This is a genomic window from Stenotrophomonas maltophilia group sp. RY12688 (assembly GCF_052149045.1).
In the GTDB taxonomy this organism is placed as follows: Bacteria; Pseudomonadota; Gammaproteobacteria; order Xanthomonadales; family Xanthomonadaceae; genus Stenotrophomonas; species Stenotrophomonas sepilia.
Genome location: NZ_CP197389.1, coordinates 611,928 through 630,511, shown reverse-complemented (window position 1 = coordinate 630,511; position 18,584 = coordinate 611,928). Strand labels below are relative to the sequence as shown.

The window sequence follows — 18,584 nt, the reverse complement described above, 5'->3', positions numbered from 1 at the left end:
CAGCGGCCAGCACCACCGGTCGCTGGGTTCACCTGCTGCGCACGGTGCTCTGGGATGATGCGGGCATGGTTGCGCCCGTCCTTCCCGCAGATCCGTCTTCGCCGTTGCGCCGCCGCCTGCTGCGCGCGGCCGTGCTGGCGCCGTTGGCCGGTACGCTCGCCACCCTGCCCGGCTGCTCGCTGCCGGTGCAGGTCGACGGCACCTTCCTGCAGCCCTGGCGCAGCCACCTGCAGTGGGGACTGGCCGACTGGCAGCGCTCGTTGAAGCTTGCACATACGCTGGGCTGCCGTCAGCTGGTGCTGCAATGGACCGGCATCGTCGGCGGCAGTGACGGCGACTGGTCACTGCCCGACGGCAGCCTGCAGCAGCTGTTCAGCGCCGCCAGCGAGAACGACATCCGCATCCGCGTCGGACTGCCCTTCCAGCGACGCTGGTGGCAGGCGATCGGGGCCGACGATGCCACGCTGCAGGCGTTCCTTGCCGACAGCCTGGAGCATGCACGCCGCTGGTTGGCACAGGCGCCCTGGGCGCAGGTACCCGCCTTCGAGGGCTGGTACCTGCCCTACGAGCTGGAGCAGTACCACTGGGCCGATCCGGCACGCCAGCAGTGGCTGGCGCAATGGCTGCACGGGCTGGCAGACGCCGCCCGCGCGCGCGGCGGTGACTGCGCGATCTCCTGCTACTTCAGCCGCCTGCAGACCGACGGCAACCTGGTCACGCTGTGGCAGGCAGTGCTGGCACAGGCCACGCTGCGGCCGATGGTGCAGGACGGCGTGGGCGTTGCCGGCGCCGGCAACGTGCAGCAGCTTCAGCCGTTGCTCGATCACTTCCACGCGCACGACATCGGCTTCGATGCGATCGTCGAGCTGTTCCGCGAACTGCCCGGCAGCGCCGCTGATGGCAGCGGGTTCAAGGGCGAGACTGCCGATGCCGCGCGGATCCAACGGCAGCTGGCGTGGGCACGCGACAGCGGCGCACAGCACGTGCTGGTCTATGCGCTGGAGCCGTGGCTGACCCAGGACACGCCGCAGGCGGCGGCGCTGCGGCGGCGGTGGGGGTTGCCTCAGTAATATAGGATGGCGGTGGCGAACAGGCCCTTGGCGCGCTGCGTATCACCGCCACCGATCGCAAAGCGGTACTGCACGGTCAGGTCGAGGTAGGAACGCGGCGTGTTGTAGCGGTCCTCGCGGAACCAGTAGCGCACGCCCAGGCCCGGCCCCGCGCCAAGTGACCAGCTGCGCTGCGTATCGTTGAGCGCGAACGACTGCGACGGGAACAGCGGGTAACGGATGTCGCGCACGCGCGAGCGCTGGTCCAGCCAGTCCGCCCCCACCACCAGATACGGCGTGACCACCCAGTGGGTCTGCCCGGCGCCAAAGCGGAAGCTGCGTCCGGCGCGCAGTTCACCGGCCGCGAACCACTGTTCGCGATGCAGGCGCCCGCTGGCATCGCCGATCCGCCGCACTGGCATGCCGTTGGCATCGAGTGCATCGAGCGTGAAATGCGCGCTGTTGTCATCCCACGTGTAACCGCCCTGCGCGTAGCCGCTGACCATCCACCACTGGTTCACGTCGGTGCGCAGGTCGGTACCGTGGTAATAGCCGTAGGTCAGGTAGGACATCCAGCCACCGGAACCGCTGGCCAGGCGGTAGCGGGCCAGCGTGCTGGCTTCCAGTGGCGGGTTCAGGGCCAGCTGCAGGCTGCACTGCACGGCCGCGGACGCGGACGCGGGATAGACATCGCCCGTGCGGGTGGCGCTACCGAGAAACTGGCGGCGCTCGATGCCGGCGCTCAGGCCGGTCTGGCCGAAGGCGTAGCGCATGCCGAACGAGGCGATGGTGGACGGCCAGCCGGTGGTGGAACGCGAGCGGCTGAGACGGTCGGCGCGAGCACGTGCGTCGGGTGTCGATTCGCCGGTGCACGGGTCCACTGCGCGGATCGATTCGTAGGTGCCGCCCTCGTCGTACAGCGTGTTGAGCAGCCGGGTGTACAGCTCCAGCGTGCCATGCTGGTCATTGAACGCCGGGGGCCGCCAGAACGCTTCCAGCGTGCTGAACACCGAATCGCCCGACGTACTGATCGCCGCGCCGCCGACATTGGTCGCGGCCTGGCGCGCGCCGCGGAAACCGGCCGAGGCGATCACGCCCCACTCGCGCGAATAGTTGGCGATGGCATTGCGCACGTTGTAGCGCTGATGCGCATCCAGAGGCAGCTCACCGGCGTCGGCGCGATCAATGGCGCTGCGCAGCAGCGACACCGCCTGCGGATGATCTCCGTTGGCCGCACTCGCGTACGCCTGGTCGATCACCACGCTCTTGGGTGCCTTGCCGGTGGCCTCGGCGGCACGGAAGTCGGCCAGTGCGCGCGCCGGTTCACGGGCCTTCTGGTTGAGGTAGCCGCGTTGCATCAGCGCCACCGCGTCATCAGGGTGTTGTGCCAGCGTCGCATCCAGGCGCAGCCGCGCTTCGTCCTGCTGGCTGCGGTTGCCTGCCGCCAGCGTGGTGGTCAGCAGGCCTTGCAGGTCTGCATCGTCCGGTGCGAGTTGCACGGCCTGCCTTGCCTCACCGATGGCCTCGGCAAAGTCCTGCCGCGCGTAGGCTGCATATGCGCGCTGTGCGGCACCACCGTCGCCCTGCAGGTCAGCCGGCATCAGCTCGCAGACATTGCCGGTGCCATCCGACTGGCAATGCTGGAACGGCGCCGGATAGGCCTGCGCACTCATGCGCGGACGCTCGCGACTGGATCCGGTCGCCCTGGCGCGCTGCTCGATGCCCTGCTGCAGCAACTGCTGCGCGCGAGCATCGCCCACATCCGTGGGCAACGCCGCCTGCAGCGGCGCCAGCAGTGCAGCCGCACGTATGCGGTCCCCAGCGGCCAATGCCGCATCCACGGCCAGCAGGCGCACGTTGCGCTGTTGCGTTGTGGACCCCGGCAGGGCAAGCGCGGTGTCGAAGTCCTCATTGGCAAGCACGGTCTTGCCCTGGCGCTGGCGCAGATAACCGCGCATCACCCGGGCATTGAGATCGCCGCCGTCGGCCTGCAGTGCCTGGTCGGCGCTGCGCTCGGCGTCGGCCAGCTGCCCCTGCTGCAGCTGCGCGGTGATCAACAGCAACCGGTACGAAGCAACATCCGGCGCAAGCTCGACGGCGGCCCGCGCCTGCGCGACGGCCGCCGCATCGTTCTGCGTGGACAGCGACTGGTAGGCCTGCTGGGCCTGCAGCAGCGCGCGCTGGCGGGCCAGCGCCACGCGCCGCGCGTGCAGTTCCTCGACGTTCGGTGCGCCCAGCTGCAGCGCCGTGCCGATGGCCGCGTCGGCCAGTTCGGCCTGTTGCTGTGCTTCCAGCGCCGCCACCCACAGCATCGCCCAGGCGCCCTGCTTCGGCTGCTGGCGGAAGGCCTGCTCGGCCTTGCTGGCTGCTTCCCGCATGCGCCCGGCGTCATAGGCAGCATAGGCCTCGGTGGCCAGCGTGTAGGCCTGCTGCCTGGCGCGGTCTGCGCCGCTGCCGGCCGCGCGCGGTGGGGAGGGGGCGCGCCCGCCCCTGGCATCCGGGGGCGTGCTGCGCGCAGCGGTGGCAGCGGCCAGTGCCGGCAAGGCCGGATCCTTCAACCCGGCATCCAGTGCACGGCGCGCCTGCTGCTGCGCCTCCGCCGACCGGCCCAGTTTCTGCAACGCATAGATCTGCAGCAGGCGCAGCCGCACCACGTCCGGGCGCAACCGGACAGCTTCGCTGGACTGCTGGTAAGCCGCTTGATAGTCGCCGCGCTCGTAAGCGGCGAAGGCCTGCTCGGCGATGCGGTATGCAGCGCCGGACAACGGCAGCGGCGCATCGGCCTGCGCCAGCACCGGCGCGGCGGCCGTGGCCAGTGCCACGGCAATGACGGTGGACAGCAGCGTGGTCTTCATGCGGGCAAGGCTCCGGGAGGCGGCGACTGCAGCGCGGCCGCACGCCGGCGCTGCTCCTGCATGGCCTGGGCCACGGCCTCTTCGGTAGTGATGCCCTGCTTGACCAGGTAATCGCCAATGCGGCCATCGCGCTGCGGCTTGTACGCATCCAGTGCGATCTCGAAGCGCGCGTGGTCGATCAGGCGCATCTCCACCAGCAGGTCGCCCAGCAAGGGCACGTTGTCCAGCTGCCAGTGCTGGTCGCCGCCGATCAGGCGCAGGCCAGCGTTGATTTCGCTTTCGCGGGCGATGCTCTGTTCGATGTGTGCGCTGCGGGTTTCCTGCTTCAGCAATGCCAGCGCGTCTTCGGGCAATGGGCTGGCCACGGCCAGCCGCAGTGTCTGCTGCTGCCGCGGCGGTAGCGGCAGCATGCGCCACTGCACGCAGGCATCGGCGCTGACCGGGAATGAGCCCGCGCGCAGGTAGTCGACGTCGATGACCGCACGCGGCAGGTCGCCCTGGAAGGCGATGGCTTCGGCCAGGGTTTCATCATCCAGCCAGCCCTGGGTTAGCAGGATGCGGCCCAGCGGCTGCCGCCGGCCGGCATGCTGCTGCGCCAGCGCCTGCTGCAGCCGCTCCGGTTCCACCGCCTGCCAGGTGGTCAACAGCTCACCGAGCTGCTTGCGGGTCTGCACCAGCTGTGCCGCATCGGGGAAGTCGTGCATGGTCTTGTCCCAGACCATGCGCTTGCCGAACAGCAGGTAGGCCAGGAACACCTTCCATGCGCGGGCGGTGGCCATGAAGTTGATCATGTTGCCGACCACCATGCGCGGGATCGACATCAGCGCATGCTCCCAGCCGTACAAGCGGTTGACGAAGTAGAAGCGCTGCACGACGCGGGTCGCCAGCGCCGCCGTGGTCAGCAGCGCGACATTCATCTGCCAGGTACCGGCCTGGAACACGCTGGGGAACTGCATCGTCCACACCCCGGTCGCCTTCAACAGCCAGAACAGCAGCAACTGCAGGAAGATGAGGTAGGCGATGATGCTGACGAACGAGGTGATGATGCCCTTGCGATCGCGCGCCAACAGGTACTTGGTAGCCAGCGAACCGCGCCAGCCCAGCGACTCCCAGCTCTGCAGGCCGATGCCCAGCACCCAGCGCGCCTTCTGCCGGTACGAGGCGCGGAAGTTGTCGGGGAAGTACTCACGCACGCACAGTGCCATCTGCTGGGTGCGCTCGCGCACCGGCCCCCAGCCGAACCAAGACGGCCGGCGCACGCGGAACTGCACCGGGAAGCGGGCGAAGATCGACTGCATGCCCATGGCTGCCAGCCGCGCACCGACGTCGTAATCTTCGGTGAGGCTGTCGGTGTTGAAAGGCTGGTTGTCGGTCTGCGCGCTCAACGCCAGCAGCGCACGCCGCGAAAAGCAGGTGCCGACGCCGGCCGACGGCACCATGCCGGACACGCTCTCGCGCACCACCAGGTCCTTGGCGTGCCATTCGGCGAACTCGTCCATGTAGACACCGGCCACCAGTTCGTACCATTCGCGGTCCAGCGAGGTGACCGGCAGCTGGATCATGTCCTTGCGCGGCAGCAGGTAGTTGTAGAAGCGCAGTTCCATCGGGTGCAGCACGTCTTCGCTGTCGTGCAGGATCACCCCGGCGAACTTGATGTCGTGGCGCTTCTCGTAGTCGAAGATCGCCAGGATCAGCCAGTTCAGGCAGTCGGCCTTGCTGGTCGGTCCGTCATGCGGCACCTCCACGCGACGCAGGCGCTTGTAGCGACGGCGCATGCGCTCGACTTCGTCGATGGTCTGCTGGTCGTTGGGATAGGTGCCGACGAACACGACGTACTCGCGGTAGTCGAGCACGTTGATCATGTTCTCGACCATCTGCGCGATGACGTCGTACTCCATCCACGCCGGCACCATGATCGCCAGCGGCTGTTCCGGCCGCTGCAGCAGGTCTTCCTGGGTCAGCGGCCGGTACGCGTCGCGGCGCTTGACGGTCAGCGCGCGCCAGCTCTCGCGCACCCAGTACCAGACATCGATGAACAGATCATCGAGGCTGGAGATCAGGATCAGCACGGCCACCGCCGCCGCCGTGGTTTCGAGGGCGGCGTAGTAGTTGGCCAGCTGGATGTTCCAGAACAGACCGTCCACGGTGGATCAATGTCCTGCGTTGGCGGACTTGCGGCGGCGCACCTGGGTGACGCGGGCGGCCAGCAGCGCGAATACGATCACGCCGACCAGCAGCAGCAACCAGACCATGTGCCGTTCCCACTTCGATTGCGGATTGCCATCGTGCGCGAGGCGCGTGCCATAGGGATCCTTGCGGTCGAATTCGCGCACGACATCAGTGCCGTCAAGCACGGCAAGATCGCCGCGCAGCAACCGGAACGGTGCGCTGAACGACGGTGCCTGTGCACCGAGGTCGCTGTAGAGAACGCCCAACTGGCCGCCGGACGATCCCACCTGCACCACTGCGGCGTGATCCAGGCCGCTGACATCCAGCAGCGGTTGCGACGTGCCACCGACCCGCAGGTGGCCGTCCTTCTGGCCGGCCACATCGACACCGGCCGGTGCAACGCCGAAGGCCAGCCATGGCGCGCCCGGGCTGACCGCGGCACCGGCATCGACCACCTTCAGTTCCGACGCCTCCGGCGAGGCGCCCACTGCACTGGCCACCGCGATGACCTTGCCCAGCGAGGCCGGTGCATCCTGCAGCCAGGCGCCGGGCACGAACACCTGGTTGCCGCGTGACAGCTGGCTGCTGGCACCGACGAAATCACTGCCCAGCGAGCGCCTGGCCAGGGTCAGGTGGCTGCTGGGCAGGATCGAGACTGGATAGCCGGTCGCCGGATCGTGGCAGTAGGGGCGTGCCGGTTGGCGCAGGAAGCTGACACGGATCTCGTTGCGCGCCGACAGCGCGTAGGCCGGTACCTTGGCCACCAGCCGTTGCGGTTGGCCGTTGGCCGACAGCACCTTGCCGCCCAGCAGGTAGTCGTTGAGGTAGATCGTGGCCACCGCGCCCTGACCCGCCGCATTGGGGGCCGCCGAGACATCGATCACCACTTGCTCGGGCAGGCGGCCATCGGCCGACAGCGTGCCCAGATCGAAGCTGGCGCTGCGGTCGGCGCGGGTCACCACATCCATGGTTCCGGCGATGTTTCCGAGCCGGCTCAGCAGTACCTGGTCACCGTCCAGTTTGGGCGTTCCTGCTGCGCTGACCTGCAGGCTGCGGCCCAGCGCATAGCTGCGCCACTGTTCGGCGAACAGTCCGGCCACCTTGCCCGCTGCCGCCGGGTCGACCACCAGCGTCGGACGGCCCGCAACGGCCACCACGCTGACCGAAGCGTTGGCGGCGGGCTTCTCCAGGCCGCTCATGTCAGTACCGCGCCACGCAGCAAACGCTGCGCCCGCATCGGTGCCCGCCGCGCCGACCTGTGCGGCCAGCGCATCCAGCGCCGCGCGTACGCCGGCGCGCAATGCCTCGCTGCCGATCATCACATCGGCGGCAAGCGGCCCGCTGTCACGCAACGACAGCAGCGCCCCCACTTCGGCCAGATCCTTGATCGCGTGCACGCGTTCGCCCGTAGCCAGCGCTGCATAGGCCGGCACGCCCTGCAGGCTGGCCGGGACGCTGATGCCGGCCAGGTCGACGCTGTCGCCGACCTTGGGCAGCGCCACCACCTGCACCTGCTTGCCGCCGGCCTGCAACGCGGTACCAATGCGCCAGGCGGCATCATAGGTTGGCGCCTGCAGCGCCTTGCCCTCCACCAGCAGGCGCACCCGCGGTGGCAGCGCGCCCCAGGCCTTGGCGACGGTATCCACGGCACGCCCATCGAAGCGGTAGCTGAAGCGCGAATCCGGCGACAACCGCAGCACATTGGCCGGCGCGCTCTGGTCGGCACATTGATAGTCGGACACGATCGACCACCAGCCGACACCGACCCGCACGAAGCCGTTCTGGCGGGGTTCGCCATCGATGGCCAGCAGCTGGCTGGCATCGCCCTGGGCATCGGTGATCGAACGCGCGGCGACCGGATCGCCATCCACCGACCACAGGCCTGAAGTGCGCCCGGCGTGGCCACGCACATAGCGCCCATCGAGCTGCAGCTGCGCATCGCGGGTGGCAACGCCGGCCGGCACCGGCAGGTAGACCTCGCGCTGGCTCTCCTGCCCACTGAGTACCAGCGGTTGGCGGAAGCCGAGTTCGCGCAGGGTCATCTGCCGGCTCACCGTGCTGTCGCCGCTCCATTCTGCGAACTGGCCGGCGACGCTGTCGGCGGCGTGGGCACTGCCAACCGCGCACGACAGGACGAACGCGGCGGCGGAAACAAACAGGGGACAGCGGCCGGTGTGGCTCATGGCGTCACTTCATGGAGAGGGTGGTAGGCGGCACCGCCGCTGCGGAGACCGGGCGAGAATTCGGGAAGCGGGGCGCCACGCAAGGCGGCGACGATGCGGGCGCTGGCGCGGCCGTCGCCATAGGGACTGCCATCGGGGTCGAAACGGGTCGGCTGCGGTGGCTGTGCCAGGGCCGCATTGACCCCCTCGACGATGCGCGGGGGCGTGGTCCCGACCAGCGTCACCACACCGGCCTCGACCGCCTCCGGGCGCTCGGTGACGTCGCGCATCACCAGCACCGGCTTGGCCAATGCCGGCGCTTCTTCCTGCACGCCACCGGAGTCGGTGAGGATGACGTCGGCGCGCTGCATCAGGCGCACGAAGCGCAGGTAGTCCTGCGGCGGCACCAGGTGCACGTTGTCGAGGTTGCCCAGGTGTGCGTTGACCGGTGCCTGCACGTTCGGATTGAGGTGCACCGGGTACAGCACCTGCAGATCCGGCCGCTGGGCCAGTTCGGCCAGCGCACGGCAGATGTCCTCGAAGCCCTGGCCGAAGCTCTCGCGGCGATGGCCGGTGACCAGCAGCAGGCGGCGCCCGGGGGCGAGCATGTGGAAGGGTTCGTCAGCCTGGGCACGCAGTGCCGGATCGACATCCAGGCGCTGCACGGTCTGCTGCAGGGCATCGATGACGGTGTTGCCGGTGACCAGGATCTGACCGCCCAGATGCTCACGAGCCAGGTTGGCGCGCGAGCCGGGAGTGGGTGCATACAGCTGATGACCGACCACGTCGATCACCCGCCGGTTCATCTCCTCCGGCCATGGCCGGTTGATGTCGCCGGTGCGCAGGCCGGCCTCGACATGGCCGATCGGAATGCGGTGGTGGAACGCGGCCAGGGCGGCGGTCATCGCCGTGGTGGTATCGCCGTGCACCAGCACGCGATCCGGGCGGACCTGCGTGTAGAGCACGTCAAGCCGCTCGAACAGCCTGGAGCACAGGCCATTGAGGGTCTGGTTGGGCACCATGACATCCAGGTCATGGTCGGCGGTGATCTCGAACAGCGACATCACCTGGTCGAGCATCGCCCGGTGCTGGCCGGTGATGCAGACCACCGATTCGATGTCCGCAGCCTCGGCCAGGGCGCGCACCAGCGGCCCCATCTTGATCGCTTCCGGTCGGGTGCCGAACACCGACAGGACCTTCACCGGGGTGCTCCGGAAGGACCGTACTGGAGAATGCCAGTAGCTGTAGCCACGTCTGGATCCTTTCGGCGTTCCCGCCCAATGCCCGCAGGCAGGAGACGGTCACCTCATGAGGAAACTCCAAATTCGCGACGTCCATCACATTAGATTGATGGTACGTGCGTCGTGGCACTGATCTTCATCGTTGGAAGATCAACACGCAGTCAACGCCGCCCGTGGGACGGGCGACGTTGCGGCGGAACGCAGCAGGGACAGCCGCCCGGGCGGCCTTACTCGTACTGGATGGTGAAGGTGGCCTGGCCGTTCGCGACACCCGCACCCACCGTACCGGCCTGGGTCTGCACATAGCGCGCGCGCAGCGGCAGCGCCATGACGCTGGTCCCCGGCGCGGTGGTGCCGACGTTGATGGTCTGGCCGAAGCGCACTTCGCGCTCGGTGGTGCCAACGCGCTGGACCATCTGGATGCCGATGCGGGTGGCGCTGTTGCTGGCTGCGCTGAGCTTCAGCACACCCGGCATGTTCGAGCTGTCCTGGTCGGCATCGAGGCGGATGCCGATCTTGCTCTGGTAGGCGGCAACATTGCTGCCCTGGCAGTTCAGGCGGATCTCGAAATCACGATCGACCGCGCGCGAACCGACACCGGTGAAGGTGGTGTTGGGCACGCTGCCGAAGTCGACGGCGATGTTGCGGCTGCCGGCCTGCACTTCGCAGGTCGGGCTGACCACGGTGGTGCCCGAGCCCTTGAAGGTGGAGGTCAACACCGGGCGACCGGGGCCATCACCGTCGAAGTAGTACGTGGTGAAGCGGCCGTTCGGCGCGATCACGCCCGAGCCTGTCTGTGCCGCAGTCTTGATCAGCTGGATGCGGAACGTGCCTCCGACCAGCGAGATGGTGCTGTTGCTGGCGAAGTTGATGGTGTGCGGATAGTAGGTCTGGATCGCGCCGGAGTCGCGGTACAGGCGGATGCCCACGCCCGCCACATCGGTTTCATAGACGTTCGAGAAGCCGGCCACCGGACGCTTCTGCGCGGCGTTGACGTACTCGCCGATGGAACGGCCACCGGACCAGTCGCAGCGTGCCACGCTGTTCTGCTGGTTGATCGGTTCGCTGATCTCCTTGATCACGCCACCGACCGGCGTGCTGGGCAGGATCACGATCTGGCCCATGTCCATGGTCACGTCCTGCGCGGTGAACCAGCTGGACTGGATGCGGCACGACGCGCTGGCCTGCTGTGCCAGCAGTGCGCCACCCAGCAGTACAAGGGCCGTCAGCGCCTTGCGGCCACGGGAAGAAATCATCGGCATGCTGCCTCCAGCGGAATGAAGCCGGTCTTGGACGCATCGGCGCCCGCCGGAACCTGGTAATCGATGGTGCAGCGCTGGTCGGCACCGGCGCCCCACTCCACCAGCAGGCGGCCCTGGTTGTTTTCACTGCGCACGTACAGGCGGCCGCCCTGGCTGACCATGCCGACCGGCTGGCCCTGCTCATCCTTGACCTGTGCACCGAACGGCATGCTGCGGCCATCCGGGTTGCGTACCTGGATCAGCAACGCGTTGCCCTTGCGGGTATCGAAGCGCAGGTAGCTGATGGCACCGGCGAACGGTGCGATCGACTGGCTGGTGCTTTCCAGCTCGACGTCGTGGGCCATGCCCTGCGGATCGAGGGTGACGGTGTTGAGGCGGTACGGCGACACGTACGGCACCACGGCGTAGCCGCGGCCATCGACGCGCAGGCCCGGGGCGTTGCTGACGATCGCATCGCGCGCGCCCGGTGCCTCGACCAGCACCATGGTGTCGCCACGCTGCGGGGTGAAAGTGAAGCCGCCCGGATGCACCACCACGCTGCCGTTGGCACCGACGGAGGCCTGACGGAAATCACGCGAGTGGCTGTAGGTGGCATTCAACGCGGAGTAGCGGCTGCGGTATTCGGCATTGCCGACCGCCGTGGTGCCACCCTCGCGGGAATCGGACAGGGCCACGCCGTAGCTGAAGTTGTTGTCGACGCCGGCCGAACCGGTGATGCCGACGCGGCTGTTGTCGTAGCCACCGCGGTCGCGCACGCCCAGATCGGCACTGAACGACACCGGGTGGGTACCACGGCCCAGCGGCACGCTCATCGACAGCAGGTACTGGGTGTCGGAACGGCCGAGCACGCCTTCTTCGGTGCGCAGCGCCGAGAAGCCGTAGTTCACCGAACGCCAGGCGTTGTTGTAGCCCACCTGGTACTGCTTGGAGGTGCCGGAGCGGTCATAGAAGTCACGCACCGAACCGGTCACGTACAGCGCACCGCCACGACGGCCCAGCGGCTGGTTCAAGGTCACCTGGAACTGGCTGCGCTGGCGACCACGGGTGGTCGGATCGATGCCGCGCTTGTCCGAGTCACGGCCATACAGCGCGTCCTGCAGGCTGTAGAAACCTTCGGTCGAGTAACGGTAGGCGGCCAGGGTCAGGTTGGTGCCGGTCTCACCGATCATGTTGCTGTAGCTCAAGCGCACGCTGGCGCCGGTGTGGCTGCCGTAGTGGTCGAACGAGGTGCGTGCATGGGTGACGTCTGCCGCGAAGGCACCGACCCGCGTGGACAGGCCGACACCGTACAGCAGCGACAGGTAGCCATCGCTCAGCGCGCTGCCGCCGTACAGGGTCAGCTGGTTGCCGATGCCGCGCTGGTAGGTGCCCTGCACCAGCCAGGGTTCGTCGGCCAGCAGCTTGTTGCGCACTTGGCCGGCGGTCAGCGAGTAACGCGACACGCCTTCGCGCAGCATCTGCGGCACCGAGCCGAACGGCACCTTGAATTCGCGGCGGCGGCCATCGGCCTCGATCACGCTCACTTCCAGGTCTCCGCCGTAGCCGGTCGGGTACAGGTCATCGATGACGAAGTTGCCCGGCGAAACGGTGGAGGAGTAGATCAGCTGCTGGTTCTGGCGCACTTCGATGCGTGCGTTGGTCTCGGCGATGCCGCGCACCACCGGCGCGTAACCGCGCAGCGAATCGGGCAGCATGCGATCGTCGCTGGCCAGGCTGGCACCGCGGTAGCCGATCGAGTCGAACAGCTCGCCGGTGGTGTAGGCCTCACCGATGGTGAGCATGCCGCGCACCTGCGGGATGCCGCGCTGTGCGTAGGTGGCGATGCTCTGCCAATGGCGGCCGTCACCCTCGGACCAGGTCAGGTTGGAGTCGTGGCGGAACTGCCAGCCACCCAGGTTCAGGCCGGCATTGAGGCCGAGATAGGCACTGCGGTTGCGCTGGCCACCTTCGACACGGCTGTTGCTGTCGATGGCATTGAAGCTGTAGCCGACGAAACCGGCATTGATGCCGCGGTCCCACAGCGCCGGGTTGACGTAGCCGCGTGCCTCACGGCGCAGGAACACCTGCGGGATGCTGAGGTCGTAGCGCAGGTTGCCGCTGTCGTAGACACCATAGGCGTTGGCCATGCGCTGCTGCACCGGCACGCAGCTGGTCGTGTCGGTCGGCAGCGTCGGGTCCTGCTGCAGCAGCACGGCCTCGCTGTCCACGCCCATTTCTTCCAGCATCGGCAGCGGCAGGCAGGCGTCGACACGGCCCTGTGCATCGGCCTTGAACTGCAGGTCACGACGGCCCTGCCAGGCACCGTTGACGTAGACATCGACACGGTAACTGCCGGCCACCATCGGGTTGCCGTTGCTGAAGGCAGCCAGGTCGACCTGCTTGGCCTGGCCGGACAGGAAGCTCGAATTGAACTGGGCCGATTCCGGTGCACGCGCGTTGGCCGCACCACTCTGCGCCATCAGCGCCTGTTCGCCGAGATTGGCCGGTGCAGCCAGCGCCCATCCTGGGCAGGCCGCGCCAACAACCAGCAGGCAAAGCGCCTGATGGATCGACAATGTCAATCTGTTTCCGATCACACTGACATTCCTTCAATTCGCCGCACGGCGGCGGTGGCGGGATGCGCAGGCCCTTGGCCGGCGCGGCGCGTTCAGCTCCCGGTGCTGTCGAGGCGGACGGTGTGCTCGACCCGGCCGCCGTAATCGTTGATGGTGATGAAGCGCACCTGGTTGGTGCCCGCCGGCGCGGCGAACTCCAGGCTCTGCTTCGGCGCGACCATCGCGCCCTTGTCCTCGACGGCCTTTTCGCCGCTGCCGGTCACGGCATGCACTTCGGCCAGAGTGACGTGGAAGGGGCTCGGGTTTTCCACCCGCAGGCGGTCGCCATTGCGGGTCCAGCGCAGCGCTGCCGGTGCGTCGTTGGCGACGCCCTTCAGGCCCTGCGGCCGGTAGAAAAGCTTCAGGCGCGAACGGAACGCAACCTGCAGGTAATTCTGGTCACCACTGTCGGCGTTGTCCGGCGACGGCGGTACGTCCAGCACATTGAGCCAGAACACCGTCTCGTGATCGGTCGGCAGCTGCGCGCCGGAGAAGATCAGGCGCAGCGCCTGGCTGCGGCCCGGCTCGACGCGCGCGATCGGCGGCGTCAGCACGAACGGAGCATCGCTGGTATCGGCGGTCTGGTTGGCGTCGCCACTGTCGATCCAGGCCTGGACCAGTGCGGGCGAGTCGCCCACGTTGTCGACCTGCACGGTGACTTCGCGTGCCTGTGCCGGGTAGATCACCCGCGTGCCATTGACCACCACGCCGGCCAGTGCGTTCTGGCAGAGGGGCAGCGTGAACGCTGCCAGCAGCAGCGCCCGGGGAAAGAGTGCTTTCATCGGAAGTACTACGCTCGAGGGGTGTGGCCAAGGGCCGCGGAGCACTGGCCGGCGCGTACGCCGGCCAATGCGGGTACGGCTACGATCAGTTGTAGATGATCGTGTACTTGACGCTGCTGGTGACGTCGCCCGGGGTGGCGGCGGCAGTGGCGTAGTACTCAGCGTAGTAGTTCAGGTCGGCCGAGCCGTCGGTGCCGACGGTGACCCACTGCGAGTTGGTCTGGGCCAGGCCAGCGCCAGCCGCCTTGATCGGGAGGAACTGGTTGTTCGAGCCCAGCAGCTGCAGCTGCACGTTGGTGGCAGCGTTGGCCGAGGCCTGGTTGACCAGGCGGCCGCTGTTGAAGTCGACGGTCGAACCCGGCTCGAAGTAGGTGGCGACGTTGCCGGCGCTGCACTTGGTCAGGTTGATGGCGAACGGGGTACGGCCCGCAACGGCACCGGCGGTAGCCAGGGTGTTCTTCGACACGGTCGGCAGGGTCACGGCGAAGTCCTTGCCGCCCGGGGTCGAGATGGTGCAGGTCTTGTCGGTCACCTTGCCATTGAAGGTGATGGTGCCGTCGGCGGCGTTGGCGGCCAGCGGAGCGGCGGCCAGCATCAGAGCGGCAATGAGGTTGATCTTGTGCATTCGCTTTTACCTAACCCTACTGAAGAGATGAGAAGTAGAGGAGGAAGCAAGGAGCACTGCCGGGCTAACAAGACCCATCCTTGCGTCTCACCTGTGGCCGGACTCGGACATACCTTCCCCTGAATCCGTGACGCACGTATATGCACAAATGTGATGAAAGTCTCATTATTTTTCTGAACGCCAATTCATTGACGCTCTAAATGTGACGTGATAGGCGGAATCTGCGCCTGGGAGGCGTGAAAGATTTGACGACGGGGCCGCCAGGTCGCGGCCGACCGTGGATGACGCGTTGAGAGGCGCGTTCGGCAGGCGCGGAAACAGGCCTTTTTCAGCCGGAAATCGCCTTATTTGATGCGCATCACTCTTTCTTGGTGATGGCCCTAGCAGATTCGGATTTGTCCTATTAAAGGCGGATCGAACCTGTCGCTAACTAGGACACACCGAACCAGAGAACGTGTCATGAGGAATTCCATTCTGCTGTGTGTGGCCCTGATGTCCGTCAGTGCGCTGGCCCAGGCCAGCAGCGGCAGCATCCGTTTCAGCGGCCGCATCGCCGAGCCGGGCTGCACGACGAACCTGTCCCAGGGTGAGCTGAGCCTGGCGGCCTGCCCTCCGTCGGCCAAGGGCTCGACGGTGGAAGTGACGGCACTGGCCGATGGCCAGGCCGCGACGCTGCGCGATGGCAAGCGCCAGGGCCAGAAGCTGTCGGTGTCGGCCAGCGCGATGCGCGCCGGCGATATCGCCTTCTCCGAGCGTTACAGCGTGCAGGCTTCGAAGCAGCAGCCGCTGCAGGGCGCCTACCTGGTGGTGGTCGACTACCTGTAAGCCGACGTATTTACGCCGGCGGCAGCTCGAAGACCTGGCGCAGGTAGGCCAGGTAGCCCGGGTCGTCGCACATGCTCTTGCCCGGCGAATCGCTGAGCTTGGCCACCGGCTGGCCGTTGCAGCGGACCATCTTGATGACGATGTTGAGCGGTGTCGGGCCCAGGTCATTGGTCAGGTGGGTGCCGACACCGAACGCGACCTGGCAGCGACCGCGGAAGTAGTCGTACAGGCGCATGACCTTGGCGATGTCGAGCCCATCGCTGAACACCAGCACCTTGCTGCGCGGATCGACCCGGCGCTGCTGGAAGTGCGCCAGCATGCGGTCACCCCAGTCGAACGGATCGCCTGAGTCATGGCGCACACCGTCGAACAGCTTGCAGAAATACATGTCGAAGTCGCGCAGGAACGCGTCCAGGCCGACCACATCGGACAACGCGATGCCGAGGTCGCCGCGGTACTCGCGCGCCCAGGATTCCAGTGCCGCCACCTGCGAATCACGCAGGCGCGGGCCGAGCGCCTGGAACGCCTGCAGGTACTCGTGGGCCATGGTGCCGTGCGGGGTCATGCCGTACAGGCGCGCGAAATGGACGTTGCTGGTGCCGACCAGCTGCGGGCCGAGCGCGTCGCGCAGCAGCGGCAGCAGCCGGGCATGCCAGTCACGCGAGTAGCGGCGACGGCTGCCATAGTCGGCGATGCGGCATTGTTCGAAGCCGGGGGTATCGCGCAGCAGCGCGGCCTTGGCCTGCAGGCGGCGCTCGCCTTCGGCGAAGTCGGCCGTGGTGGTGTTGCGGAACCAGACTTCGTTGATGATCGCCAGCAGCGGCACTTCAAACAGGATGGTGTGCAGCCACGGGCCGGTGATGTCCAGTTCGATCTCGCCGGGCACGGCCGTCGACGCACGCAGTTGGATGTACTTGCGGTCGAGGTGGAACAGGCCGAGGAAATCGGCGAAATCCGGCTTCACGAAGCGCAGGCCACGCATGTAGTCCAGCTCCGCGTCACTGAAGCGCAGGCTGCACAGGTGGTCGATTTCTTCGTCGATCTGGTCGATGTAGCGGGCCAGGTCGATGCCGGGCGTACGGCACTTGAACCGGTACTGCACCTGGGCGCCGGGGTGCTGGTGCAGCACCGCCTGCATCATGGTGAACTTGTACAGGTCGGTGTCGAGCAGGGACTGGATGATAGGCATAGGGCGGATTATGCGCCCGGCAGGGTGAACCGGGGTGCCTCCGGCCACGCTCGGCTCACGGGGAACAGCATTGGTAGATCCACGCCATGCGTGGATGCTCCTGCGGCGCTACAACGACCTGCGCAGCAGGCGCGGCACCAGCATCGCCGCATGCGCCCAGATCGCGGCCCACACCGCAACGCGTACCGGCAGCGAGCGCTGCCTGGCCTCGAACTTCTGGAAGTAACGCCACAGCCCCCTGTGCTTGTGCCATTCCACGAAGAATGGCCGCGAACGGCTGGAGACGCCGCGCACATGGGTAACCTGCAGGTCGTTGGCGATCGCCACCACCGCGCCGGCCTCGCGTGCGCGGCGGCACAGATCCAGGTCCTCGGCATGCAGGCGGTAACCCGCATCCCAGCCACCGATGCGCTCGAACAGGGTACGCGGCATCATCAGCAGCGCACCGGACAACGCCGGCACCGGCTGCACGGCCTGGTGCGGATCGCGCGGAACCGCCAGCTTCGAACCCTTGCCCGGCGAGCGCAGCATCAGCAGGAAATCCGGATCGCGACGGCGCACCGCTTCATCGGCGTGGCCGTGCTCGTCCACCTGCTCCACGCCCAGCAGGCAATCGCCCAGCACCTCACCACGGCTGCGCAGTTCGGTCAGGGTGTCCGGCTCAATCATCAGGTCCGGGTTGATGAAGGCCAGCCATGGGCTGTGCGAGTCGGCCACGCCCTGGTTGTTGGCGGCGGCAAAGCCGGGATTGTCCGGATTGCCGACGAAGCGCACGCGCGGGTCATGGCTGGCGTGCCGCTGCACGATGTCCAGCGTGCCATCCAGCGAACCATTGTCGATCACCCGGATCTCGGCGATGTCCTGCGCCTGGCGCAGGCGCGACAGGCAGGCATCGATGGTGCTGCCACTCTGGTAGGTGACGACGATGGCGGCAATGGCTGCATTCAAACGGGAGGCTCCGGCGCGGGCGGGACGAACAGGTCGCCCTGTTCCTTCGGCATTATCGCCTGCCGCATGCGCTGCTGCAGGTCGGCACGCAGACCGTGCAGTGGATCGTGCATCAGGAAATCGGCCAGCCGCGGCACCCAGGCCGGCCAGCGCGCGGCCAGGGCCTCCAGATCGCCATCGCGGCTGACCGCCTCTCCTGCCCGGCCGACGAACGCGGTCTCGCACAACACGTTGCGCCACCCCAGGCCCGCCATGCGCAGGCTCAGGTCGACCAGCGCGGCATTCCAGCCGGCATAGCTGTCCACGTCCAGGCCACCGGCACGGCGGCGAGCGTTGCCACGTACCAGCACCGCGTGGGTGACCGCCGATGGCAGCTCCGGGTGAAGCGTCGGCAACGTGGCGCAGGTATGCGCCAGCAAGGCCGGGTCATGGGGTTCGGGATTGATCTCGCCCAGCCGTGGCCACGCCGCGGTCTCGCCGGCATTGCACCAGGGGGTCGCGGTGGCAATGGCGGCATCGCGGGCGAAGGCATCCTGCAACTGCTGCAACCAACCGGGCGACGGCACGCTGTCCGGCGCCAGCACGGCCACGTCCAGGCCATCGCAGGCGCGCAGCATCTCGTCCAGATGGGCAACCTCGCCCAGTGGGCGCGCGCGCCGGGTGTACTCGGCCTGCAGCGGCGTATGCGCCAACCAGTGCTCGACCACGGCCTGCGCACGCGGCCCTGCCTGCGCGTCATCGGCCAGCCAGACCGCGGTGCCCGGCGCGGTGCCGGCATCCAGTGCGGCCAGGCAGCGGTCGAGCGCGGCATCGTCCACGCACAGCGGCAACAACACGATCGCCCCCATCCCGCCTCCGTGGTTGTCGGTGGCCACAGCGTAGC

Annotated in this window: 13 protein-coding genes; 2 read left to right on the top strand and 11 right to left on the bottom strand. The window is 67.6% G+C overall.

Annotation, left to right across the window (positions count from 1 at the left end; genetic code table 11):
• The first annotated feature begins 65 nt into the window (after positions 1-65).
• The gene (locus ACS0OT_RS02815) at positions 66-1,070 is read left to right on the top strand and encodes a DUF4434 domain-containing protein (protein ID WP_065186771.1); all 1,005 of its coding nucleotides are present in this window, start codon (positions 66-68) and stop codon (positions 1,068-1,070) included.
• On the opposite strand, the gene ACS0OT_RS02810 is transcribed toward ACS0OT_RS02815, so the two are convergent.
• The 8 genes from ACS0OT_RS02810 to ACS0OT_RS02775 all read right to left on the bottom strand — a co-directional run bounded on the left by ACS0OT_RS02810 (position 1,064) and on the right by ACS0OT_RS02775 (position 14,739).
• Positions 1,064-3,904, bottom strand: a complete 2,841-nt coding sequence (locus tag ACS0OT_RS02810) for an NfrA family protein (protein WP_442256029.1) — start codon at positions 3,902-3,904, stop codon at positions 1,064-1,066. The genes ACS0OT_RS02815 and ACS0OT_RS02810 overlap by 7 nt on opposite strands.
• The gene (locus ACS0OT_RS02805) at positions 3,901-6,048 is read right to left on the bottom strand and encodes a glycosyl transferase family protein (protein ID WP_188239234.1); all 2,148 of its coding nucleotides are present in this window, start codon (positions 6,046-6,048) and stop codon (positions 3,901-3,903) included. Before ACS0OT_RS02805 ends, ACS0OT_RS02810 begins: the two co-directional genes overlap by 4 nt.
• Before the next feature lie 6 nt (positions 6,049-6,054).
• Positions 6,055-8,256 (bottom strand): hypothetical protein, encoded by a 2,202-nt coding sequence (locus ACS0OT_RS02800; RefSeq protein ID WP_329889550.1) that lies wholly within the window; start codon positions 8,254-8,256, stop codon positions 6,055-6,057.
• Positions 8,253-9,437 (bottom strand): non-hydrolyzing UDP-N-acetylglucosamine 2-epimerase, encoded by a 1,185-nt coding sequence (gene wecB, locus ACS0OT_RS02795; RefSeq protein ID WP_164092966.1) that lies wholly within the window; start codon positions 9,435-9,437, stop codon positions 8,253-8,255. The genes ACS0OT_RS02800 and wecB overlap by 4 nt, the downstream gene beginning before the upstream one ends.
• A gap of 266 nt (positions 9,438-9,703) precedes the next feature.
• Positions 9,704-10,738: a fimbrial protein gene (locus ACS0OT_RS02790; RefSeq protein ID WP_111128421.1), complete on the bottom strand. Its 1,035-nt coding sequence runs from the start codon at positions 10,736-10,738 to the stop codon at positions 9,704-9,706.
• A complete protein-coding gene (locus ACS0OT_RS02785; RefSeq protein ID WP_139728061.1) occupies positions 10,729-13,293 on the bottom strand; it encodes a fimbria/pilus outer membrane usher protein in 2,565 nt (854 codons plus the stop codon). Before ACS0OT_RS02785 ends, ACS0OT_RS02790 begins: the two co-directional genes overlap by 10 nt.
• Before the next feature lie 92 nt (positions 13,294-13,385).
• Complete coding sequence (locus tag ACS0OT_RS02780) at positions 13,386-14,114, bottom strand: fimbrial biogenesis chaperone (protein ID WP_065186240.1); 729 nt, start codon at positions 14,112-14,114, stop codon at positions 13,386-13,388.
• Positions 14,115-14,199: 85 nt separating this feature from the next.
• Positions 14,200-14,739 carry a fimbrial protein gene (locus ACS0OT_RS02775; RefSeq protein WP_005415238.1) on the bottom strand — a complete coding sequence of 180 codons (540 nt, stop codon included), beginning with the start codon at positions 14,737-14,739 and terminating at the stop codon, positions 14,200-14,202.
• Between the two features lie 459 nt (positions 14,740-15,198).
• On the opposite strand from ACS0OT_RS02775, the gene ACS0OT_RS02770 reads away from it, so the two are divergent.
• Positions 15,199-15,564, top strand: a complete 366-nt coding sequence (locus ACS0OT_RS02770) for a hypothetical protein (RefSeq protein ID WP_049414538.1) — start codon at positions 15,199-15,201, stop codon at positions 15,562-15,564.
• Positions 15,565-15,574: 10 nt separating this feature from the next.
• Here ACS0OT_RS02770 and pncB read toward each other — a convergent pair whose 3' ends face one another.
• The 3 genes from pncB to ACS0OT_RS02755 form a co-directional block, all read right to left on the bottom strand.
• Positions 15,575-16,753, bottom strand: a complete 1,179-nt coding sequence (pncB, locus tag ACS0OT_RS02765; protein ID WP_005415236.1) for a nicotinate phosphoribosyltransferase — start codon at positions 16,751-16,753, stop codon at positions 15,575-15,577.
• A 108-nt stretch (positions 16,754-16,861) separates the two neighbouring features.
• A complete protein-coding gene (locus ACS0OT_RS02760; RefSeq protein ID WP_065179816.1) occupies positions 16,862-17,701 on the bottom strand; it encodes a glycosyltransferase family 2 protein in 840 nt (279 codons plus the stop codon).
• Positions 17,698-18,549, bottom strand: a complete 852-nt coding sequence (locus ACS0OT_RS02755) for a glycosyltransferase family 2 protein (protein WP_065196237.1) — start codon at positions 18,547-18,549, stop codon at positions 17,698-17,700. The genes ACS0OT_RS02760 and ACS0OT_RS02755 overlap by 4 nt, the downstream gene beginning before the upstream one ends.
• Between the last annotated feature and the right edge of the window lie 35 nt (positions 18,550-18,584).